The organism is Fischerella sp. JS2 (assembly GCF_032393985.1).
In the GTDB taxonomy this organism is placed as follows: Bacteria; Cyanobacteriota; Cyanobacteriia; order Cyanobacteriales; family Nostocaceae; genus Fischerella.
Genome location: NZ_CP135918.1, coordinates 3,165,272 through 3,187,386 on the forward strand (window position 1 = coordinate 3,165,272; position 22,115 = coordinate 3,187,386).

The 22,115-nt window shown below is 41.1% G+C and carries 23 protein-coding genes; 10 read left to right on the top strand and 13 right to left on the bottom strand.

Annotated features, from left to right (window positions below; translation table 11 throughout):
- Positions 1–13: 13 nt before the first annotated feature.
- The 5 genes from RS893_RS13315 to glpX form a co-directional block, all read right to left on the bottom strand.
- Positions 14–235, bottom strand: coding sequence for a hypothetical protein (locus tag RS893_RS13315; protein WP_315791584.1), 222 nt, complete (start codon positions 233–235; stop codon positions 14–16).
- A 398-nt stretch (positions 236–633) separates the two neighbouring features.
- Positions 634–1,020, bottom strand: a complete 387-nt coding sequence (locus tag RS893_RS13320; RefSeq protein WP_315791585.1) for a hypothetical protein — start codon at positions 1,018–1,020, stop codon at positions 634–636.
- Positions 1,021–1,276: 256 nt separating this feature from the next.
- On the bottom strand, positions 1,277–4,285 hold the full coding sequence (locus tag RS893_RS13325) for a UPF0182 family protein (RefSeq protein WP_315791586.1): 3,009 nt from the start codon (positions 4,283–4,285) through the stop codon (positions 1,277–1,279).
- 331 nt (positions 4,286–4,616) lie between these two features.
- A complete protein-coding gene (locus tag RS893_RS13330) occupies positions 4,617–5,903 on the bottom strand; it encodes a glutamyl-tRNA reductase (protein WP_315791587.1) in 1,287 nt (428 codons plus the stop codon).
- 102 nt (positions 5,904–6,005) lie between these two features.
- Entirely contained in the window at positions 6,006–7,043 is a 1,038-nt protein-coding gene (gene glpX, locus RS893_RS13335; protein WP_315791588.1) for a class II fructose-bisphosphatase, read from the bottom strand.
- A gap of 316 nt (positions 7,044–7,359) precedes the next feature.
- On the opposite strand from glpX, the gene RS893_RS13340 reads away from it, so the two are divergent.
- The 5 genes from RS893_RS13340 (at position 7,360) to RS893_RS13360 (ending at position 9,997) form a co-directional block, all read left to right on the top strand.
- Positions 7,360–7,893 carry a hypothetical protein gene (locus RS893_RS13340; protein WP_315791589.1) on the top strand — a complete coding sequence of 178 codons (534 nt, stop codon included), beginning with the start codon at positions 7,360–7,362 and terminating at the stop codon, positions 7,891–7,893.
- Between the two features lie 52 nt (positions 7,894–7,945).
- Complete coding sequence (gene grxC / locus RS893_RS13345; protein ID WP_315791590.1) at positions 7,946–8,260, top strand: glutaredoxin 3; 315 nt, start codon at positions 7,946–7,948, stop codon at positions 8,258–8,260.
- A gap of 43 nt (positions 8,261–8,303) precedes the next feature.
- Positions 8,304–8,510 carry a hypothetical protein gene (locus RS893_RS13350; protein WP_315791591.1) on the top strand — a complete coding sequence of 69 codons (207 nt, stop codon included), beginning with the start codon at positions 8,304–8,306 and terminating at the stop codon, positions 8,508–8,510.
- 110 nt (positions 8,511–8,620) lie between these two features.
- Entirely contained in the window at positions 8,621–9,106 is a 486-nt protein-coding gene (tadA, locus tag RS893_RS13355) for a tRNA adenosine(34) deaminase TadA (RefSeq protein ID WP_315791592.1), read from the top strand.
- 117 nt (positions 9,107–9,223) lie between these two features.
- The gene (locus RS893_RS13360) at positions 9,224–9,997 is read left to right on the top strand and encodes a 1-acyl-sn-glycerol-3-phosphate acyltransferase (RefSeq protein ID WP_315791960.1); all 774 of its coding nucleotides are present in this window, start codon (positions 9,224–9,226) and stop codon (positions 9,995–9,997) included.
- Between the two features lie 155 nt (positions 9,998–10,152).
- Here the strand turns inward: RS893_RS13360 and RS893_RS13365 are convergent, their stop codons facing one another.
- Complete coding sequence (locus RS893_RS13365) at positions 10,153–12,255, bottom strand: S8 family serine peptidase (protein ID WP_315791593.1); 2,103 nt, start codon at positions 12,253–12,255, stop codon at positions 10,153–10,155.
- Between the two features lie 298 nt (positions 12,256–12,553).
- Between RS893_RS13365 and RS893_RS13370 the strand changes: the two genes are divergently transcribed.
- The 3 genes from RS893_RS13370 (at position 12,554) to grxD (ending at position 14,099) form a co-directional block, all read left to right on the top strand.
- Positions 12,554–13,165, top strand: coding sequence for a hypothetical protein (locus RS893_RS13370; RefSeq protein WP_315791594.1), 612 nt, complete (start codon positions 12,554–12,556; stop codon positions 13,163–13,165).
- A 194-nt stretch (positions 13,166–13,359) separates the two neighbouring features.
- A complete protein-coding gene (locus RS893_RS13375) occupies positions 13,360–13,611 on the top strand; it encodes a BolA family protein (RefSeq protein WP_009456076.1) in 252 nt (83 codons plus the stop codon).
- A gap of 164 nt (positions 13,612–13,775) precedes the next feature.
- The gene (grxD, locus tag RS893_RS13380; protein ID WP_315791595.1) at positions 13,776–14,099 is read left to right on the top strand and encodes a Grx4 family monothiol glutaredoxin; all 324 of its coding nucleotides are present in this window, start codon (positions 13,776–13,778) and stop codon (positions 14,097–14,099) included.
- A gap of 175 nt (positions 14,100–14,274) precedes the next feature.
- Here the strand turns inward: grxD and RS893_RS13385 are convergent, their stop codons facing one another.
- Together RS893_RS13385 and RS893_RS13390 are read right to left on the bottom strand one after the other, a co-directional pair.
- Entirely contained in the window at positions 14,275–14,424 is a 150-nt protein-coding gene (locus RS893_RS13385; protein WP_315791596.1) for a hypothetical protein, read from the bottom strand.
- 55 nt (positions 14,425–14,479) lie between these two features.
- Positions 14,480–14,731, bottom strand: coding sequence for a DUF6761 family protein (locus tag RS893_RS13390; protein ID WP_009456072.1), 252 nt, complete (start codon positions 14,729–14,731; stop codon positions 14,480–14,482).
- A gap of 558 nt (positions 14,732–15,289) precedes the next feature.
- On the opposite strand from RS893_RS13390, the gene RS893_RS13395 reads away from it, so the two are divergent.
- Positions 15,290–16,057 (top strand): response regulator transcription factor, encoded by a 768-nt coding sequence (locus tag RS893_RS13395; RefSeq protein ID WP_026085758.1) that lies wholly within the window; start codon positions 15,290–15,292, stop codon positions 16,055–16,057.
- 138 nt (positions 16,058–16,195) lie between these two features.
- Here RS893_RS13395 and RS893_RS13400 read toward each other — a convergent pair whose 3' ends face one another.
- From RS893_RS13400 to RS893_RS13420, 5 genes are all read right to left on the bottom strand, one after another.
- Positions 16,196–16,963 (bottom strand): ABC transporter ATP-binding protein, encoded by a 768-nt coding sequence (locus RS893_RS13400; RefSeq protein ID WP_315791597.1) that lies wholly within the window; start codon positions 16,961–16,963, stop codon positions 16,196–16,198.
- 69 nt (positions 16,964–17,032) lie between these two features.
- Complete coding sequence (locus RS893_RS13405) at positions 17,033–17,599, bottom strand: hypothetical protein (protein WP_315791598.1); 567 nt, start codon at positions 17,597–17,599, stop codon at positions 17,033–17,035.
- A gap of 444 nt (positions 17,600–18,043) precedes the next feature.
- Positions 18,044–18,613 (bottom strand): Uma2 family endonuclease, encoded by a 570-nt coding sequence (locus RS893_RS13410; protein WP_315791599.1) that lies wholly within the window; start codon positions 18,611–18,613, stop codon positions 18,044–18,046.
- A gap of 117 nt (positions 18,614–18,730) precedes the next feature.
- Positions 18,731–19,168 (bottom strand): DUF4079 domain-containing protein, encoded by a 438-nt coding sequence (locus RS893_RS13415; protein ID WP_315791600.1) that lies wholly within the window; start codon positions 19,166–19,168, stop codon positions 18,731–18,733.
- A 305-nt stretch (positions 19,169–19,473) separates the two neighbouring features.
- Positions 19,474–19,866 (bottom strand): DUF1830 domain-containing protein, encoded by a 393-nt coding sequence (locus RS893_RS13420; protein WP_315791601.1) that lies wholly within the window; start codon positions 19,864–19,866, stop codon positions 19,474–19,476.
- 625 nt (positions 19,867–20,491) lie between these two features.
- On the opposite strand from RS893_RS13420, the gene RS893_RS13425 reads away from it, so the two are divergent.
- Positions 20,492–22,072: a photosystem II high light acclimation radical SAM protein gene (locus RS893_RS13425; protein WP_315791961.1), complete on the top strand. Its 1,581-nt coding sequence runs from the start codon at positions 20,492–20,494 to the stop codon at positions 22,070–22,072.
- Positions 22,073–22,115 lie beyond the last annotated feature (43 nt).

The window sequence follows — 22,115 nt, forward strand, 5'->3', positions numbered from 1 at the left end:
CTGTTCACTGAGTTTAAGTACAGCCTCTGCGTAACATAGCCAGATCCCGAATTAGCGGTAGCCTAGAACTGATATAAGCACGGATGGCTTTACTTTCTTCGCTGCTGAGTAGTTTTTGGTTTTCCAGTTGCCTTAGCAACTGCTGGATTAATTCGGTGTCATTCACTTCTAAAAGAATGTTGGTCTGAGTGTTCTCAATTAAAGACCAAAGTTGACGTAATGTTGATGCGTTCACAGCACTTACCCCGTTGTGACAGCCTACAGCAAGACTACAATAGCTGACTTTGACAAAAGCCCCGGTTTTTAGCCGGGGTATGTTTATGTCGGTTATCGTGAACAATCTAAAGAAAATATTAAAATCAAAATCTTAAGAAAATATTAAATATTACAATTTTTAACTGATTTGATGGGAATCTAAATAGTAGTTTACTTTTTGTAATAAAACGGGGTCAGCCATATAAAGACCTTGAATATAAAATCTAGCCCTCAAAGTATTTATGCTTTGGGGTTTTATTTTTAAACTTTTTTGCCTACGATTTCATAGACTAAGTATTTAGAGGTAAATATTGGGCGATCGCACCCAACACTCGACACACCTAACTTATTACAAAGGCGACCGGGGAAGCAATCAGTTTAATCACCCCTCACTCCTACTATTACTATTGCCCGACTGGCGAAACAGGTATTGCAAAATTGCTCTATACGCTGATTGTTTTCAGCAATCTGACGACTGTTGTTAGCGATAAGGCGTATAGTTTCAGTTGTGCTAGTTGTGACTAAAGCAGCTAATTGATCCATACGTTGCTCTAGTCTGCCAATCGCCTCTGAATTTTGTCTGGTCTGTTCCTCAATACGTATGAGAGTTTCATCATGCCAAGCAACCGTCTCAGATGTGCTGGTAGCTATTTGTGCTACCTGGGTCATAAGGGGGGCTAACTGGTTAAGCATTTCGGCATGGGTTGTGAGTATGGTTTCAAGCCGATCTAGTCTTTTGCGTGGTTCCCATCCATTTTGTGTCATTTAGTACCTTCCTTTTTCATTTTGGATTTGTCCGATGATGAGTCTGTTTTACCCTCAGCCTCATCAAGATATTTCTGCAATACCTTTTCTACCACTTCTAAAATCGTTGTTTCGTTAGCTGCAATGAAAACACGTAACCTAAGGCTAGTTCGCGCTTTACTAGCCCTGTGACACGAGAATACTCAGGGTTTTCTCTCCTACTTTTTCTTAGCGAAAACAAGCACAATAAGCATACACATCTTTCTGCTTCATGCTTTTACTCCACTGGACGAATAATAGTCGGCGCAGCTGGCTTCTCTGGCTCAAAAATAGCAGCAAATGCTTTTTCTAAAGTTTCTGCCATCACAATTCGATTTTCGTAGGCAACAATGACTGTAACAAATGTTGGCAAACTATTGTGTTCTGCTTCTAAATATAAAGGTTCAACATACAAAAGAGATTGTTCAATAGGAATTACTAAAAGATTTCCTTGAACCACTTTTGAACCTTCACGGTTCCACAAAGTAATCTTTTGAGAAATTACCGGATCTTGGTTGATTAATGCTTCAATTTGTTGAGTTCCGTAGACTAATAATTGTTTCGGAAATTCATATAGTAACAATTTGCCGTAGTTCTGGCCATCAGAACGTGCTGCTAACCAAGCAATTAAATTTGCACGTTGATTGGGCTTAAAAGGTAACAGTAAAATAAATTCTTCTGTTTGTGCTTGTGGCAATTTCATGATCAGGTAATATGGTTCTACCGATTGTTGTTCGTTACCATAAATTTCTGTCGGTATTTCCCACAAGTCTTCTCGGTTGTAAAATACCTGTGCATCGGTCATGTGATAAGTCAGCAACCGTTCTGATTGAATGCGAAAAAAGTCTCCTGGGTAGCGAATATGACTACGAAGGGCAGCTGGCATAGTTTCTAGGGGTTTAAGCATTCGAGGAAAAATGTTCCCCAAAGTTGTGATTACTGGATCTGTGGGGTCAGCAACATAGAAATCTACTGTGCCATTGTAAGCATCAACAACTACTTTGACGGAATTACGAATGTAATTAAATGGATTTTGACCAGGATCAGAATAAGGATAGCGATCGCTTGTGGTGTAAGCGTCAATAATCCAGTAAAGATTTGTTGATTGACCTGTAACAGTTGTCCCTCCGCCATGTGCAGCAACTAAGTAGGGATCGCTGTCAAAACGTAAAAAAGGCGCGATCGCTTCTACTCTTTCTCGAATATTACGACGAAATAATAATTTAGTTTGAGGATTAAAGTTGCGCGTCAGCAGCATTTGCCAATCTTTGAGATATTCAGCAAACAGCAACCGTCGCCACATTGCACTAATAGAAATCCCGCCCTGTCCATCGTAGATGTTATAGACATTCTCGTTACCACTGGGATAATCTAATTCTTGGGTTTTTGTCCCAGTCATCACGTAAGTATTAGTAATTTCCCCATAATAAATGCGTGGTTGGGTAATAGGAATACTGGCACGAATTTCTGCTGTGGTGATTTGTAAAGTTCCTTGACTGTCTGTATCTTCAACACCAATATCTTTAACGTAGTAATAGGGTAATCCACCAGGACCAACAAGATTGACTGGACTCAGTGTAAATCCATATCCATGAGTATAAATTAGATGTTTATTTATCCAAGTCTGTGCCTGCTGGGGAACATCGCCGTAATCTAGTTCTCGCGCTGCGATAATAGTTTGTTGATATTCTGTTGTTTTATTTTGAACACTTCGCAATAAAGTATAACGGTCAATATCAGCACCAGGAAACTTGTAATATGGTCGGATTTGTTGCAACTGACGATTTGTCTGTAACAAAGGACGAGTATCCCACAAACGGATATTACCAATTGTTTGCTCATTGGCCCTTAAGTCAGCTGCGGTCAGTTGATCTTGTGGATCAAAAGTTTCTGCATTGATCGCATCTAATTTAAATGCTTTGCGGGTCAACGCAATAGTACGAGCAATATAAGGTCTTTCCTGTGCTAATTCATTGGGTTGGACAACTAGGCGCTGGATAATTGTAGGCAACAATTCCCCAGAAACCCCTGCGACAACTAGGTACAATACGAGCAAGTAGACTAACTGGCGTGGAAAGGGAATCGGTCTTAATCTGGTTTTGTGGCGTCTGGATAAAATATATATTCGCCATAGTAAGTAAACTGCGATCGCTACAGCCAACACACTCAGTCCAGTGTAAATTGGTAACTGTACCTTGACCTCTGTGTAGCTAGCACCAAAGTTAAATCCACTCTTAGAGTATAAAAGTTCGTAGCGTAACAACCAATAGTGCAAACTTACCGCTAGCATGAACAAACTTGTTAAGCCATTTAAATGGAGTCGCTGCGGTACAGAAAACCCAGGAAACCACCCCTCACTTAAACTATTAGACGAACGCAGATAAATTAAAGATACAGAAGCAATACTGTATACAAAAATTCCTAAAAACCAAAATTTCAAAAGTTCCCAAATTGGTAGGGAGAATACGTAAAAACTAATATCTCTCTGAAAAAGAGGGTCTGTACTGTTAAAACTAGTTGCTTGGAAAAATTGTAAAACTGTAACCCAACGTGCAGATAGCAAAAAAGCTAATAACAAGCTGATCAAGACGGCGATCGCTTTTAAACAAAACTGATGATTAATTAAAATTGCAATGGTTAAACCCACTAACAAACCCGCATTGACAGCAGATATACGTATTTCTTCTGTACGTAAAAGTAGTGAAAAAAACTGCAACAGGGGTGGTAATTGCCAAGATAAAGTGGGGAGTTTGATATTGACAAACCACAAGTCAAAAGCTGTCTGGGCGTAGTAAATCAGAACCACTCCTGCTAATGCACTCAGTCCCACCACTGCTGGGATGAGTAAGCGTAGCTTCAGAGTAGAAGACGCGAAAATCGGAAGACGGGATGAAGCAGAAAATCTTTCATCCATACTTTGCGCGTCGAAACTTTGCGCGTCGAAGCGTCCCCACTGCCCCTTCACCTCTAATCCCCACTCCCTTGGAGGAGTGGGGACCCCCGCCTTCCCCATCTTCCCAGAGGGGTACTTGAGGCGATGGGCTATAACCAAATTACCTAACAAAAAACTGATTGAGAGCAAAAAAGCGATCGCCCACAACCCGATTTGTGTCTGTAAGCGCAACAGAAATTCTTGTAAATATCCAACTTCATCAAACCAAAGAATTTCTGCTACGAAGCGTGAGGCTAATTCAAACAATAGCCACAAACCTAACAGCAGTGCAATGACGCGAAAAATTCGGTTCATATAAATCAGGATGAAGGATGAAGTGTGTAGACGCCCTTTGGGCGGTGAGGCAGCGACTCTTACACCGGGGTTCCTCCCCCAACCCCAAAGGGGACCCCGAGCCCCCAATCTCCACCAGGGGCCCCGAGTCCCCCATGAGCGACTGGCGTACACGCGTAGACGCAACAGCGGCTTCCGCAGGTAGCGGGTTCAAGGGAGAGTACCTGGAGGGCTTTCCATACTGCGAAGCAAAACCCGCAGGGTAGGGTAGGATGAAGTGTGAAGTTATTAAGTGTGAAGTATTAATTTTAATCCTTCTGCCTTCTGCCTTCTGCCTTCTGCCTTCTACCTTTTAACTAAACTGCTCTCCTACATCCAGGTTAAACAACATTTGTAGCGACTGCATACAACGACGTCTGGCTTCGACATCTTGCTGCGCTCGCAGTTGTACCATTGGGTCATGTAAAATTTTGTTAACAATACCCCGTGTTAAAGCTTCGATGACTTCTTGGTGTTTTTCGCCAAATTCTGAACCCAAACGGGACAAAGCTTTCTCTAGTTCTTGTTCTCGAATGGTTTCGATTTTATTGCGTAGACAACTAATAGTAGTTACAGTTTCTAGCGATCGCCACCAAACGTCAAAAGTTTCTACTTCTTCTTCTAAAAGCCCTTCGGCTTCCTGGGCCATCTTGCGACGGCTTTCGTGGTTTTGTGCCACCACAGATTTCAAATCATCGACGTTAAATGCTTTGACGTTTGCCAGTTCGTTAACATCACCATGAATGTTGCGTGGCACGGAAATATCAATTAACATCAATGCCCGGCTGGCTTCTAACACAATTTCTAACTTAGCACGATCAAGAATTGGCTCTGTTGCAGAGGTGCTTGTAAATACTAAATCACTTTCGCAAATTACTTTCATCATTTCCGAAAGTGGATGAGTTTGGATATTATGTTCGGGGAAGAGCTTAGCTAATTCCTCTGCTCTACTAACAGAGCGATTTAAAATACAAATTTTGACAGCACCTTTAGAAACTAGGTGTTGCACCAACAAGCGCGACATTTTGCCAGCACCTAATATAGCCACTCGGCAAGCTGCGAGATTTTCTACCTTCATCTGAGCCAATTCCACAGCCGCAGAACTGATAGAAACTGCACCTGTACCAATGCTAGTTTCAGTACGTACCCGCTTACCAGCCGTAATTGCTTGTTTGAATAATCGATTCAGAATAGTTTTTATACCGTTGTATTGCTGTCCCAGCTTATGAGTGTTTTTCACCTGGGCAAGAATTTGACCTTCACCAAGTACCAAGCTATCTAGGCCAGCAGCAACCCGCATCAAATGCATCACAGCATCTTGATGGAGCAAAACAAATAGGTGTTGTCTTAGAGATGTCACAGCTACCTTGCTGTGTTCCGAGAGGAATTGTGTTACTTCTCGGACACCTTGTTCACTTTCTTCGGTGACAATGTAAATTTCTAAACGGTTACAAGTGCTAAGAATGGCAACTTCATCAATATGGGGGTAGCTAAGCAGGTGTGCGATCGCGCTTTCGGTCTGTGCTTCTGGAATGCTCAGCTTTTCCCGGACTTCGACTGGGGCTGTTTTATGGCTTAACCCCACCACTGCTATATTCATTTGCTAAATCGTGTTTACTAATTGGGAACGAGCGTTTGTTAGTAGTTAGTAGATAGTAGCAGTATTAACCACCAACTACTAACTACTAATCACTATTCAAACTTAGTGCAACTGCAATGTCTTGGGTTCTTCAAACATGTGGATGGTGTCCACAAAACGAGCTGTTTTCGACTGGTTGGAAATTACCAAGCTTTGAGTTCTTGCACCTCCGTTGAAGAAGCGGACACCTTGCATGAGATTACCAGAGGTAATACCACAAGCAGCAAACAATACGGTTTGACCGGATGCTAGTTCATGAGCATCATAGACTTTATCAGGGTCATTGATACCCATAGACTTCAACCGTTCGATGTTAGCTTCTTTGCTTTCGCCGATCAAACCAGTCTTGACTACTTCTGGATCATAGATTAATTGACCTTGGAAGTGTCCACCTAAAGCCCGCATAGCCGCAGCAGAGATCACACCTTCAGGAGCCGCACCAATTCCCATGAGAGCATGAATATTGGTTCCAGCAAAACCACAAGATAAGGCTGCACCCACGTCACCATCAGAAATGAGTTGGACTCTTGCTCCTGCTTCCCGGATTTCTTTGATTAGATCGTTGTGGCGTTCACGCTTCATCACCACTACAACAAGTTCATCGATGGATCTATCTAGGCATTCAGATAGAATTTTTAGGTTTTCAGTGGCAGACTTGTTGATGTCTACTTTACCCTTGGCAGCTGGGGGAGCGGCTAGCTTCTTCATGTAGAAGTCAGGAGCAGCGAACAAACCACCTTTTTCGGAAATTGCCAACACTGCCATTGAGCCTGGTTGACCATAGGCTACAAGGTTAGTACCCTCGCAAGGGTCAACAGCGATGTCAATTTCAATTAATTCATCTGGGTTACAAAAATCTTTAGCATCCGGACGGCTACAGATACCAACTTCTTCTCCAATGTAAAGCATGGGAGCATCATCGCGTTCGCCTTCCCCAATTACAATGCGACCGCGCATGTAAATTTTGTTCATCCGTTCCCGCATGGCTTCTACAGCCACTTGGTCAGCAGTATTTTTTTCGCCCTTACCCATCCAACGAGCAGAAGCGATCGCGGCTTGCTCAACTACCTCAATAATCTCTAACCCAAGAGTATTTTCCACAGAGTCTGCCCTCTCGATAGCTTGATTTTGCGACTTTTCATCTGGTGATTTCAGTTTTACAGTCTACCAAAGGGCGGATACCCGTGGAAAATACTCTCTGAAACAGACTTTGTTAAGTTTTGTAAGTTATGTATAAAAAGTAGTGTGATTTACTCTAAGTAACACTTAGATATTGCTAATGTGTAGATTAGTCAAACTAAAAGTTGCAATATCAAAATAAAACTAAATTTTTCTATATTCAAATTTAATCTTGACTGCCTTTAAATCACTATAAAATATAAATTTTATTTTTTTATTACTATGCAAGAGGGTTGTTATGAAAATTTTAGAATCAATACAGACATTTATAGAACGTCATACTCTAAGCTTTTTGTTTTTTATATTGGGTACATTACTCATTTTTTTAGCATTAACAAATAGTCTTGACTTACCAGGTCTTAAGGGAATTGTGCCTTATGCAGCTTATCGCTTAGTTTCCCTTGTGCTTGTTATTATTTCTGTTCTTTTGTCGATTTTATTATATTATCTACCACTTCAAGGAGCAAAAAGCATACCAGATGCACTAAGAATACCTTTACTAGCAAGAAGAGATAAACTTCTTAGTCGCGCTCAGAAGCAAATTCTTGGCTTTATAGAAGAAAAAACCATTAATAATAATCATGGAATTCAACAAGATATATTTGAGCAAAAATATAATCATCGAAGCAAAACAGAGACATACTATCGACTAGAACAACTTTGGTTACTAGGGTTCATAGAGAAAGAAGAAATAGGCAAAGCGCTAAATGATTTGCCACGTTATATATACCGTCTATCTCCTGAATATCGCAAAGCAATAGGTCGGCGTTGAGAAATAATGTTTAAACTAGAGAGTAATTACAAATCTATTTAAACTTAAAAATATGCTCAACTTTATCAATTCCCTTTTAAACCGCCATCCCGAAAACGTTAAAGCCAATGTAGAGATATATACTTGGCAAACTTGTCCTTACTGCATCCGTGCCAAGATGTTGTTGTGGTGGAAAGGTGTTAATTTCACTGAATACAAAATTGACGGTAACGAAACAGCCAGAACAGCAATGGCAGAACGCGCCAACGGACGCCGCACTGTACCACAGATTTTTATCAATAATCAACACGTTGGTGGCTGTGATGACCTCTACGAATTAGATACAAAAGGTCAACTAGACCCCCTTTTAGCCCAGTCAGCACTCTAACATTGTCTGCGTGATTTAACAAGAACACAGGAATGAAAAATATATGGACAGTTCTAACATCATTGACACAACGGCAACTGAGTCTGAAATGCTGTCAAAACTTGATTCTGAACAACTGCTTGTAGTTGCTAAATGGCTGAGACAAGAAGGCTTTACCAAGTTCGAGGAATGTTACTCCTATAAGTTTATCGATGCGCTCAACTATATGGCGGCAAGGTTGGAAACTCTCGCTGAACAGAAAGAAGCTTAAAAATCCTGGAATCTATACAGAATACAAAATCACTAGCCCGTGCAAACGGGCTTTGTTTGTGTAGCCCTAAACTTCCAGTTTGAGGGCATTCAATGTTTGCTGAACAGAACATGTCACTTGAATACTCAGAATATCTTATACATCAGCAGTGGATGGATCACGCCCTAAAATTAGCACAAAGAGCAGGTGATGCGGGTGAAGTCCCTGTAGGTGCTGTTATTATTGATTCATCAGGTTATTTGATAGCAGAAGGTGAAAATCGCAAACAACGCGACCAAGATCCAACAGCCCATGCGGAAATTATTGCTTTGAAAGCAGCAGCTAGCAAGTTACACACTTGGCGTTTAAACCAATGTACTCTCTATGTTACTCTCGAACCTTGTCCGATGTGTGCAGGTGCAATAGTCCAAGCCCGTATTGGACTTCTTGTTTATGGTGTGGACGATCCCAAAACTGGTGCGATTCGTACTGTTGTTAATATCCCCGATAGTGCGGCTTCTAATCACCGTCTGCGTGTAATTGGAGGCATCATGGAAACTGCTTGTCGTCAGCAGTTACAAGCATGGTTTGTCAATCGGCGACATAGCAGCGAATAACGGACAGAGGTAAAACTGTCCAGCTGCGACAACACAACTATAGGAAGAAAATCTACGGTGTATCTAATTCATATTTTGATTACATTTTCTACCCTACAGTCAGTTGCCACCCTCATCATGGAACTTCACTCTTCCAACGATCAGATCTACCATCAAACACTAGCCCATACTCCAGCAAATGGTGAGACGGCGATTTCTGCTAGTACTTCATGGCTATCTCCCTGGTTAACGCCTTTGGCCTATTTCTTGGGACACCATTTTTTACCTTTATTTTTTGGACAGATTAGAATTACTGGACAAGAAAATATCCCTGCTACAGGCCCTGTTCTCCTTGCCCCTACCCATCGCGCGCGTTGGGATTCATTACTGTTACCCTACGCGAGTGGTCGTTGTGTTACAGGTCGTGACCTACGATTTATGGTGACTATTAGCGAATGTCAAGGTTTACAGGGTTGGTTTGTACGACGCTTAGGAGGTTTTCCTGTAGATCCACAACGCCCATCGATTACTACTCTTCGCCATGCAGTAGAATTGCTTCAGCGTGGAGAAATGTTAGTTATTTATCCTGAAGGTGGCATTTTTCGCGATCGCGAAGTTCATCCTCTCAAGTCCGGAATTGCTCGTTTAGCTTTAACTGCTGAATCTGGCCATCCAGGTCTGGGAGTCAAAATTTTACCTGTTAGTATCAACTACAGCCATCCTTACCCCGAGTGGGGTACTGATGTTAGCATTCACATTGGGTCTGTAATGAAAGTAGCAGATTATATTAATGGTTCTGTAAAACAGGATGCTAAACGTCTGACAGTTGATTTAGCAAATGCACTTAAACAATTAAGTCATCATGAATCAACAATTACTACTCATGCATTTGCAGAAATGCCAAATTCGTAATTTTGTTAGTTGTTAGTTGTTAGTTGTTAGTTGTTAGTTGTTAGTTGTTAGTTGTTAGTTGTTAGTTGTTAGTTGTTAGTGGGTAGAGACGCGATTAATCGTCTGTACATTAGTAGTTAGTAGTTTACCACTAACCACTATCCATTAACCAATAACTAAATTCCCAAAATTAATTCCCAAGCATTGAGTTTCCCTATATCTTGTAGTGCATAGTCAATTACCCACAACTGCCAACGTCCTTTGGCTGGTAAAAATAATAACTGTTGTAGGACTGGATGCGATCGCACGGTGTAAGTTGTTTGCAATTGAATGCGACGACCCAAGGTGCGATTTTGCAATAACACGAGGTGATTATTAGGGGCTATTAAGTAAATTTCTAAATCACCTAAAAAATCATGGGTAATATTGACGCTGACTTGAATATCTTTGACTAGGCTAGAATCAGATATCGCGATCGCACTTTTAATTCCCTGTTTGTCATTGTCTGGAATTGCAACTTTATTGCTGTTCTCTCCTCTCAAAATCCCAGTTGTGCTAAATGTGGCTGTACGAAGTTTTTGGGCTGCTTGTACCGCCCGCCAAGCATTCACCTTCCCGTAACCGAACCACTGCGAATGGCCATTCTCATCATAAGTGCCATAACGCAGCTTCAATTGCGGATCTGGTTCTAGATCAACAATTTTATCGGCGGTTTCTTCTAAAATCCGTTTGACTTCTTTGGCAGTTAAGTCAGGATTCACTGACAAAACTAACGCTGCTACCCCTGCAACTACAGGGGTAGCACTAGAAGTACCGCCAAAGTTGCTAGTAAAGTTACCTGGATCATAGCCAGCAGCCCCTATTTGATCTGTGGTCAAGATTCCTCGCCCAGACAGTGCGGTGGTGATGTTTGGTTGAGTGTATACATAACCTTGGTCTTGAAACCACATCCCTGGTAAAGCATTGTTACTAGGCGCACACACAGAAATATTAATTCCCCAGTTACTATAAGCAGCTTTTTTATTTAAGCTTGTGGAAGCAGATACGGTAATTACATCAGGATGTACAGCAAATCCACTGAGCCATTTGGTATTTCCTTTAACTAAATCTTTCTGCCAACCTTGTTCATTCACAGTGCCACTGACTGGGCGATTGGCATTGCCTGCGGAAAAGAAAATAACGCAACCCTTGCCGTTACGTCCTTTAGTAGCCGCCCGGGTAATAGCAGCGCGTTGGCGTAAAGAAAGAGGAAAGTAAACTGCTGATGCTCCCCAACTGCAAGAAATTATACTTGCGCCCTTATCAATCGCCCAATTGAAAATATCTTCTATTGACTCATCATCTAAAAACCCTGTGCTGCGAATTGGCATAAAAGCACAACCGGGGGCAACCCCAGCAATACCTGTACCATTTTCTTCTGCTAAGATGATGCCTGCACAGGCTGTACCATGACTGGCTTCTTTTTCATTGGGTAAGGGTAAAAAGTCGTTTTCTTTTAAGTCTCTAGGGGCAACAATTTTGCCACTACCTTGAAAATCTGGATGATTTAAATCAAAAGAATCATCTACCACCGCTACGACAACCGAACGAATACCACGAGTGATATCCCAAGCTTTTTCTACAGCAATATGAGAACCATTAGCTAATTGATTTCCACCGTTGTGGTTGAGATACCATTGTTGGGGGTAGAGGGGGTCACGAGGTTGATAATGGGGTTGCTGGTGCGTGATGATATTAGGCTCAGCAACTACAATTTCTGGTAACGAAATTAATTGATTAGAAATTTTAATCGGATTTGCTTGTGCTTGTTCACCAACAATGAAAACAAAAGTGTTGGGAAGACTAGGAACAGATTTTTGCTGGATTAAACCAAATTTGGTGGCGATCACATTAATAGTGCTACTGTCTACCCAAGTGGCGAATTGAATTGTAATTTGATCACTCAGATAAACTTTGGTGCTGGGACTATCTTTGATTTGATAAACATGACTGGCAAACGCTACATCGTCAGAAGCCCGCGCGACAGACATAGCCCCTTCTAGCTGGGAAGGTGGAACAGCGAATAATGCTAGCTGTGCTTTGGGAATATTGCGACGCCAATTACCCCAATTTGCCTGAGATAAGTCTTGCGGTGACAAATGACCATGAGGACGGACAGTGAAGCGATCGCTCACTTTTTCTAAGATTAATTCTTCACCACCACGTTGTAAGATGAATCCTTGGCTACTAGCAGGCATATCTGTGGGAGGATAATCAGAGGAATTTAGGCGATCGTTCATAGCAGTGAATCAAACTACTGTTAGGCTACTGTCAGGAAATAATGGGAACATGATTTCACCGATTTTCGTTTTAGATCGGAGAAACTGTAGTAGACCTGTGGCAAAAGGAACTTTTACCACAGATGGGAAAAGCTTAAAAGCTAAAGGAAAAAAGTTTCTGAATGCCTTTTTCCCTTGTCCCTTTTCCGGCTTTTGCAAAAAGTCTATTTTGTGGCTTTATTTTGTTAAAGTCCAAAACAGAGTTAAGATACCCGAAGTTTCTATCCTTTTTTGTTAAGTTGTTGCATAAATTCATCCCATGAAGTCTTTAGCTAATGTTCCCTTAATTCGCTTCACTTTTTTATCAGTCATAACAGCCTTTGGTCTGCTGTTACCTGTTCATGCTCAACAAGCACAGATTATAAATATCCCTAACCAAGCACAACCTATAGACCCCAACAACCCCAATACCCTACGTCCAACAGTCCAAAATAATAGCATTTTAAGTGTTGATGGTGGTAAGCGCTTGATGGCGGAAGCCTCTCAAGCTGTCAATTCCCAAAACTATGATGTTGCTGCGAAGAAACTTCAAGAAGCAAGATTAGTTTTTAATCAGCTATCAAATTTCTATCAAGAACTAAATTCCAGCTTTGCTGGAATTGACAATAGAGTAGCTGATTCCCAGCGCAAACTGGCACTAGAAACAGCCCAAATGCGCGATGAAGCCACTTATCAACTAGCATTAGTACATCGAGCGCAAAATAAGCCAGAATTAGCAGTGCCTTTGCTAGTTCAAATTATCAAAAGTCAAAACCCCACACGAGAACTAGGAAAGAAGGCTTATCAGCAATTACTTGAGTTGGGTTTTGTTGATGCACCTTTCCCAAGAGGAGGAAGTAACACCTCTTCTTCATCTCAGCAAAAGAAATAATTAAAAAATAATATCTACCATCAGTTCCTCGAATAGACCGCCGCCAACAGGTGGGCGGATTTTTGGTTGTCTAAATGCTAAGATACTTTTGTCTGTGAACAGTTTTTATACTCAGCCTTCCAGAACTCCCAGATTGGCAATGTATTAGTGTCATTATTGATAATAATAGAAAAGAAGTTTGATTAGGAATCGCGATGATTAGTCCGCAACAGATTGAGGAAATGATCAAGGCGGAACTGCCAGATGCCCAAGTTCAAGTACAAGACTTGACTGGAGGTGGTGATCACTATCAAGTGACAGTAGTTTCATCGCAGTTCGCAGGTAAAGGATTAGTGCAGCAACACCAGTTAATTTATGGTGCTTTACGACAAGCTATGTCCACTGAAGCAATTCATGCTTTAGCACTGAAAACATATACACCTGAAGCATTTGCTAATAATAGTTAATGGTTGTTTGTTGATTGTTGATTGTTGTTTGTTCTACGCTGCACCGTAGGGCCTACCTCTTCTTTAAAGTAGCCGAAAAAAGGTGCGTCAATGGAACAACCATCAACCCACCAACAACCAACCATCAACCACTAACAAGTATAGAGAGTAGGAACACAAATACTATGACGCCAGAACTGAAAGAAAGAATTGATAATTTACTCCAACAAAACAAGATTTTGGTTTTTATGAAGGGAACCAAATTAATGCCTATGTGTGGTTTTTCCAACAATGTAGTACAGATTTTGAACACATTAGGAGTTCCCTTTGAGACTGTAAATATTTTGGACGACTACGAACTCCGCCAGGGAATTAAGGAATATTCCAACTGGCCGACAATTCCTCAAGTGTATATTAATGGTGAATTCGTTGGTGGTTCAGACATCATGATCGAACTTTATCAAAAGGGTGAATTGCAGCAAATGGTAGAAGTGGCTTTAGCTTCTTAGTCATTTGTCCTTTGTCCTATGTCATTTGTAAAACATCAATGACTAATGACTCATGACTAATGACCAAGGGCAAAGTAACCAAAAATCCCCCCTGTCGAAAAACTGAAACGTCACAGAGGGGATTATATTGTTAAAAATCAGTGTTACACAAATTAGGGATGAATAATTAACCGTCCTACCTACGAAAAGCCGCTACCGCGTCTACGACGGCAAGTGGACTCACCAAGTCACCAAGAACACCAAAAAAATTATTCCCCAAATAAATATGCAACACCAAAAAATCTCCAAATTTCACACCGCCACCATCATTGACTAGGGCAGACAACGTGCTATAATTGTCTGCGTCAATCAGGAGTGAGCATCTTGTGACTGGCCGAAAGTCACTTGTAGTAGTCTGGCTCTGGCTCTGGTTGCGTCATTGTGAAGTTCGATACATCGTATAAATAGCGGGTAGCTTCCTCCTCTAGGCGATGGATCAAATAAGGCTCAATGGCGTTACCATGTCGCAGCGCGGCTAGATAACCATCCAAATACATCCGCATATCATCAGTGCGATAACCGCGATTCCATAACTCGACGAAGGCGTCAGTGAGTCTTTGGTAATAGCGGATGGTTTGTGTGTCTTGGAGCATACTGCTGTAAAAATCTCTTTGGAATGAGAATTGTAAATTATTCAAGCTGAAATGTGAAGTACATTTCAGTTTGACACTTATTTAAAATCCCTATCTTCTGCTGTAGGGAATACCCCTGCTTGAGCTACAACCTAAACTGATCCTATTCCAGAAAAACATGAATTTGATGAGTCGGTAAGTTATTTTTATATTTGGTTATCAAAACAATGCTTCCACATTCACTGACGTAGTTGGATGTTGTTTGTGCCTGGCAGTATCTGTTTTTCTCAAATAGACGAGACTTTTCATTAGTAATCAACGAACTAGCACAGTTACTTTTTTGGTAAGTGACACCCTTATTCCCAATGGAATAGCTAACTAAAAAAATATTTAATAATTATAACAAAAATTTAAGAAAGTTACCAACATAGCTTGAGATAAGGCTTTTAGTTCGATGCATTGCCAGCTTATGCATGATTAAATTAAAAATTATTGGCAATTGAAGTAACAAGGGTTACAAAACCCAAGACATAGGCTTTGTTACTTTGAAAGTCATGCACGCTAAGGGGTCTTGCCACCGTGGGTTCGGTTTGTATTGAAATCGTAGAGGGAAATCCCCATCTGAGGTCGTTGCTTGGCTGGCACTTGCAACAACTGGACTATCGGGTGCATCAAGCCGCAAGTATTTATCAAGCCAGGGAAGTTTTTCTAACTCACCATCCGACACTAGTCATTTTAGATGCGGACTTGCCAGATGGAGATGGCATTGAGTTTTGCCGATGGTTGCATCGTCAGCAGCAGCCATTAATCTTAATGCTATCTGCCCGTAGTAATGAAGCTGATATTGTTGCTGGCTTGAAGGCGGGGGCAGATGATTACCTGACCAAACCATTTGGAATGCAGGAATTTTTAGCACGGGTAGAGGCGCTAATACGCCGCAACCGTACACCTGTTGCCCCAGCTTATCTCGATTATGGAACATTGCAAATAGATTTAGTGCAACGCCGTGTCCGTTTCCAAGGAGAATTTATAGATTTAACACCACAGGAATTTAGTTTGTTATATGTTTTAGCACAAGCAGGAGGAGTTCCTTTGAGTAGGTCGGAATTGCTGCGGCGTGCCTGGCCTGATGCAATTGATAATCCTCGTACCATTGATACTCACGTTTTATCACTGCGGAAAAAAGTAGAACTTGATCCGCGACAACCTAGCTTAATTCAAACCATCCGTAATGTAGGATATCGGTTTAATATGGAGATTTTGAATACCAATTTGCCACAATCACTGACAAAGTTAACGGCAGAAAGATTCAACAATCAGCCTTCAACATTGAGTAGTCAAAGGTAATTTTGTTAGTAGTTAGTAGTTAGTAGGTAGAGACGCGATGTTCCTCGCGTCTGTACATTAGTAGTTGGTAGTTAATAGTTAGTAGTTAGTAATTGGTTATTTACCCCTAACCATTAATCACTATCCACTAACAAATAACTAATTCCATTCTTCAGCAATTTGTGTTTCTGCCTGTACTATGCCTTCTCGTAACTTAGCCCAATTTATATCAGTACCACTTTGATTTGCTATTAGCTGTCCCTGTTGTAAGTGCAACAGCCGATCGCAAAATAATTCAGCCATTTCTAGCTGATGATTTACCATTAAAACTGTAGTTTGACGACTTTGGGCTAGTTGATTAAGAATTGCTATCACACGAGAAGCACTACCTACATCCAAGGCAGACGTAGGCTCATCTAATAATAAAATTTGTGGTTGAATGATTAATGCCCGGGCGATCGCAATTAATTGCCGTTGTCCAGCAGAAAGTTGCACTTCTGTTTTTCCCAACCAGTCATCGGGTATGTGCAGTTGTTCAATCCAGTGACAGAGTCTTTGCTGAATAGTCTGTTTCGGCAAACCACGTAAAACCAGAGGATACCCCAAAGCTTCTTTGACAGTCATTCCTAGTAGTTTTGACTCTTGGGGAAGCAGTGTCACACAGGCACGTAGCTGTAAAATCGGAATTTGTCGGTATTCCTGATTATCTAAATAAATTTTGCCACTCGTAGGTTCACTCAAACGGTTGAGGAGACGTAATAAATAAGTTTTTCCCGCACCAGATGGCCCAACAATCGCAACGCGATCGCCCTCAAATACTTCAAAGGAGATATCCTGTAATATTGGGTATCCCTGCTGTTTACCCTGCAAAGTTGTATAAAGACTAACTTTTTCTAGTCTTAGTTTTGCTGTTGGCAAAGTTTCCAAATTCAACCTTCAATCAAATTATAGTACTTATATGACTGCTAGTTCTTAGACTCTTTTTTACATTCATTTTTAACTGAAATTACCTTGAGTTAGACTAATACCTATAGTCCAAGCATCTATTAAAAGTAATATTACTGTAAAACCTAGTAAGATTAAATACATCCAAGGTTGTGCTAAAGGATAGACATCACTGGTATCAATACCTGTCTTTTCTTGTACCAGTTTTACCATCCGAGCAAAACCTGCGACACGCATGGGCAACAAATAAGCTTTTCCGTCTTGGCTGAGGAAATAGTAAACTAGTCCTCCCTGTCCTGTTGTCCGGGGTTTTAACTGTTTGGCTTCCGACCAAGGTAACGACCAACCTTTACGAAAAAAACGTGGAACCCAATTGGCATAAGTTACCTGAATTCCTTGGTCATCTAAAATTACACGTTCTGTTAACACTGCATACAAGCCAACTAAACCAATGCTAATCCCTAACCAAAGTAAAGTTGGTGGAATGGGTGCATTTGTGACTTCAGCAAGAAAAGGCAAAGGTAGGGTTAGGGCTACGTATAAACTTAAAAGCGTAATCCGAATAAGAGGAGATAGGCGAAAAATTGCAGGCGAGGTATTATCTGAGTTTGCTGTCACGGCTCATCACAATTCTTAACTTTAACTATATACTAGCTAGAATTCTACGGGCTAATAGTTCACAACGAGGGAATGAAAAATCGACCATCGTATAGGCGACGTATACAAATAAAAAGACAGCCAGCCCAGGCAAAACCATCTGTGTACCTACGGGAAGCCGCCCTTAGGGGCGTCGTCTACATGTGTGTTCCATAAGTGTGTCTCATAGCAAGGATTCACACTCTAGTAATTCCCCTTGAGATTCTCTAACTCAAGGTTCACCTTACCAAGCTCCAAAACTACGTTCAAAAAAACCAGGCGACCAAGCTCTTTTTTAATTTTAGTTCGCACTTTGTGAACCTTGTGGTTTCATAATCAAGAATCAAGGTTGTAAATGCGATCGCCTTTTCTCAAATATTCAAAATTCAGAGACTTTAACTTCAATAATTTTTCTTGAACTTGCTACTATTCAGGGAAAAAGCAACTAATAGAACAACAAAATCCTGGTAAAAGTGGCGAAGATATTTCATCATCACCTAACAATGTTGCAACTAAAACTAATCGTGCTTTTTCCCGTCGATAAACTTCGACTTGTTTGGTGAAGCGATCAACAATCCAATACTTTTGTACACCTTGAACTGAATAAAGTTTAAGTTTTGCTTCCTTATCTAGAAGTTCGTTTTGTTTCCCAGGGGATAAAACTTCTACAACTAACTCTGGTGCGCCTGTCAAATGTCCCGTTTCATCTTCAATTTGAGCTAGTCTTTCTTGACTTACCCAAACCACATCTGGTATGACGCTATCCGCCTCAGAAAAAATTAAACCGGGAGCAACAATTGTTTCTCCTAAACCACTCGCATCTGACCAAACATCAAGTTGTCGGAATATTTTACCGCAAACTTGTTGATGACGACGATGAGGAGAGCGAGTCATGAAAAGTTCTCCGTCAATAATTTCATAGCGCGTCCACTCATTTTCAGGCAAAACTTCTAGATCATAAATTGTCCACCGTACTCCTTCAATAGCTTGGTTCATAATTATCCCCATCTGGCCTGTTGCCAAGATTTAGTTTGATTTTATCTAATGGAAAAGTGTTTAAATCAGGCGATCGCAACTATTAGGTAATATCTCAATTACCAAGCGAAAATGATATTAAGGCAAATACTTTTGCACCACACTCCAACCAGTTATTGATACCCAAGCAAAAGCAAAGAATATAGCAACATTAGCACCTATATGAATACGTCTAGCCCAAGGATGTCCAACACGAATTTGTGTAGCACTTCCAGCTGACAGTAAAACTAACATTACAGTCGTTAATCCAGCCCAGAGATGCTGTGAGTGTCCTAAAGAACCAAAGTGACCGTAGGTACCAACAATTCCAATAAGTAGCAGTAATAATACCAAACTGACTAGGCAGATACCGATTTTATAGTGGAAAGAGCTTAACCAGCCTGATTCTCTTTGCCACAATGTTCTAGCACGAAACATGCGTATACCGATGAGCGCTAATAGCACATAAGCTACCAGCGATAAACCCATCGACCACGCCGCTATTTTCCACAACCACAAAAATGAAGGTAGATCCATAATTAACGATTGTAGATAAGGAGGTGGGGAACTCGGGGCCCCTGGTGGGGATTAGGGGCAGTGGGGAGGTAGGGGAAGTGTGTAGACGCGTAGCGGCTTAAGGTAAGGGTGGAGTGGGGGGAGTGTGAGAGGTGGAGAAATACTACTAACCACTAACTACTAATGTACAGACGCGAGGAACATCGCGTCTGTACCCACTAACCACTAACAAATTACCAATGACATAATGAGACAAATGACAAATGACCAAAAATAAAAAAGGGCTGCTAAATTATGCAACCCTGCCAGATATTAAATAGATTTTCTTAATCAACGGATACGAAACCAGCTATTGTTAAGGGTTTTGTAGTATCTTCGGTTCTTGTATTAATTGGCTGTGCTATCGTTTTTTTATTGATAGAATCGCTTGGTTGTTCTGAACTTTCCAACTCATAACTGTTAGGTTCGTTGAGTGCAAGGCGATCGCACGGAATTTTATCCGACAAAATTGCACTTGCCATCATGCCCGTATGAATTTCAAGTTGAGCTTCAACGGGTGCTTCAAACACTAGCCTTTGTCCAGGAAAAACAACCCTTTCAAAGTACCAGTTAGGAATGTTAGAGATGCGAGCCACCTGGATTTTGCTCGTGGCATTTACGTAACAGCAGAGAATCTTTCCCGATTGCTCCGGTGGTAGAGGATCTAATATTTGAGCCATAACTGCTGAGGAGCTTTACGCCACAATTTTATCTTACATATGCAACGCTAACACTGAGTGATCCCCAGTTGCTGTAACCCCGACTACCAACTGAAGTTTTCTTAATTATTTCTACCTAAAGAAATACAAACTGTAGTTATGAAATTTTCGTAAAAATCTATGCTTTTCTTGCAATTATACATTATGCATAAACAATTTATCAATAATCTTATAAGGAAGTCAATAAGGTGTAACTCTTATGGACATTGGATCAGGACAAAGCAAATAGCTTCATTTTTTTCTCCTGTTGATTGTGTGATCCCATTTCATTAGTAACTGTCTAGTTACTTTCATTAACCTTAAGACCTATTTTTTATTTTTCTTCCTCAGACTTACCAAGCGCAGCTTTTCGCTTCCACAATAAACTCAATGTTATTGTAAAGCTATAGATATATTACTTTCATAAAACTTAACTTATGCTACGCATTTGCGATCCCGACAATATTAGCTATTTTGCTCATCATTTAAAAAATGTGCTTATCAATAATGATCAATAATGTCAAGTACGATTGTAATAGAAGATAAAAATCAAAACAAACCGATTACAAAACCAGAATTTGCTCTTTTACCCCAGACAAACGGCAAGATGGAAGCTAAAACATTCAACAGGATTCTCTATGTTCGCCTTCCGTGTAACCCCATCTTTCCTATTGGGGTTGTCTATCTTAGCGATCACGTCCACAAACAGTTTCCTAACATTGAACAGCGCATCTTTGATTTAGGAACAGTGCCACCTCTAGATTATGCTAAAGCTCTAGATCGCTGTATTGATGAATTTAAACCGACACTGCTAGTATTCTCGTGGCGGGATATTCAAATCTATGCTCCTGTGGGTGGACGTGGTGGAAATCCACTACAATATACCTTTGAGTTTTTCTACTCCCGCAATCCATTTCTCAAGCTACAGGGAGCAATGGGTTTGCTGCGGATCGCATCTGGATACTACGGCGAACTGTGGCGGAATTTGGGCTTATTGAAGCGGGGTATCAAACGCGCTCAACGTTATCACCCCAATGCCCGTGTAATTGTTGGTGGTGGTGCAGTCAGTGTCTTTTATGAACAGGTGGGCAAAAGCTTGCCAAAAGGGACTATTGTCTCTGTGGGTGAAGGCGAAACTTTGCTGACAAAACTACTGAGCGGACAAGAATTTCGGGATGAAAGGTGTTATGTTGTTGCAGAAGAAAAACCACGCGATCGCCTCATTCATGAACAACCCACACCATTAGAGAAAACCGCTTGTAACTACGACTATATCGAAACAATCTGGCCAGAATTTCAGTATTATCTACAAGACGGAGACTTTTACATTGGTGTCCAAACCAAACGCGGTTGTCCTCACAACTGCTGTTATTGTATTTACACCGTTGTTGAAGGTAAACAGGTACGCATAAACCCCGCCGATGAAGTCGTTGCCGAAATGCGACAATTATATGATCGTGGTGTTCGCAATTTCTGGTTTACCGATGCCCAATTTATCCCTGCCCGCAAATTTATCGATGATGCTATTGAACTTTTACAAAAAATCGTCGACTCGGGAATGACAGACATTCACTGGGCAGCATATATCCGGGCAGATAATCTCACACCCAAGTTGTGTGAATTGATGGTGAAAACCGGAATGAACTACTTTGAAATCGGTATCACTAGCGGTTCTCAAGAATTGGTGCGGAAAATGCGGATGGGTTACAATCTCCGTACTGTCTTGCAAAACTGTCGGGATTTAAAAGCCGCTGGGTTTAACGACTTAGTTTCAGTGAATTATTCCTTTAACGTCATTGACGAACGTCCAGAAACAATTCGCCAAACAATTGCTTATCACCGCGAACTCGAACGCATTTTTGGGGCAGATAAAGTCGAACCTGCCATATTTTTTATTGGATTGCAACCCCATACCCACCTAGAAGAATATGCTTTCAAAGAAAATATTCTTAAACCAGGGTACGATCCGATGAACATCACACCTTGGACTGTCCAAAAGATGTTATGGAACCCAGAACCCCTTGGTTCCTTCTTTGGCGAAGTTTGCTTGCAAGCTTGGCAACAAAACCCCAACGACTTTGGACGCGAAGTCATGAAAATATTAGAGGAAAGACTAGGTTGTGCTGAACTAGAAGAAGCGCTTTCTGCACCGATTGAGACCAAACCAAAACAATTGCTGGGTGTTTGATAGTAAAACTCTATTTGCAAAAAAATCGAACATAGATGGACAC

Coding starts and splice junctions, on each gene's coding strand:
- RS893_RS13320 (WP_315791585.1), bottom strand. CDS start 1,020: ATGACACAAAATGGATGGGAACCACGCAAAAGACTAGATCGGCTTGAA.
- RS893_RS13325 (WP_315791586.1), bottom strand. CDS start 4,285: ATGAACCGAATTTTTCGCGTCATTGCACTGCTGTTAGGTTTGTGGCTA.
- RS893_RS13330 (WP_315791587.1), bottom strand. CDS start 5,903: ATGAATATAGCAGTGGTGGGGTTAAGCCATAAAACAGCCCCAGTCGAA.
- RS893_RS13340 (WP_315791589.1), top strand. CDS start 7,360: ATGAAAATTTTAGAATCAATACAGACATTTATAGAACGTCATACTCTA.
- grxC (WP_315791590.1), top strand. CDS start 7,946: ATGCTCAACTTTATCAATTCCCTTTTAAACCGCCATCCCGAAAACGTT.
- RS893_RS13350 (WP_315791591.1), top strand. CDS start 8,304: ATGGACAGTTCTAACATCATTGACACAACGGCAACTGAGTCTGAAATG.
- tadA (WP_315791592.1), top strand. CDS start 8,621: ATGTCACTTGAATACTCAGAATATCTTATACATCAGCAGTGGATGGAT.
- RS893_RS13360 (WP_315791960.1), top strand. CDS start 9,224: ATGGAACTTCACTCTTCCAACGATCAGATCTACCATCAAACACTAGCC.
- RS893_RS13365 (WP_315791593.1), bottom strand. CDS start 12,255: ATGAACGATCGCCTAAATTCCTCTGATTATCCTCCCACAGATATGCCT.
- RS893_RS13370 (WP_315791594.1), top strand. CDS start 12,554: ATGAAGTCTTTAGCTAATGTTCCCTTAATTCGCTTCACTTTTTTATCA.
- RS893_RS13375 (WP_009456076.1), top strand. CDS start 13,360: ATGATTAGTCCGCAACAGATTGAGGAAATGATCAAGGCGGAACTGCCA.
- grxD (WP_315791595.1), top strand. CDS start 13,776: ATGACGCCAGAACTGAAAGAAAGAATTGATAATTTACTCCAACAAAAC.
- RS893_RS13390 (WP_009456072.1), bottom strand. CDS start 14,731: ATGCTCCAAGACACACAAACCATCCGCTATTACCAAAGACTCACTGAC.
- RS893_RS13410 (WP_315791599.1), bottom strand. CDS start 18,613: ATGAACCAAGCTATTGAAGGAGTACGGTGGACAATTTATGATCTAGAA.
- RS893_RS13415 (WP_315791600.1), bottom strand. CDS start 19,168: ATGGATCTACCTTCATTTTTGTGGTTGTGGAAAATAGCGGCGTGGTCG.
- RS893_RS13420 (WP_315791601.1), bottom strand. CDS start 19,866: ATGGCTCAAATATTAGATCCTCTACCACCGGAGCAATCGGGAAAGATT.
- RS893_RS13425 (WP_315791961.1), top strand. CDS start 20,492: ATGGAAGCTAAAACATTCAACAGGATTCTCTATGTTCGCCTTCCGTGT.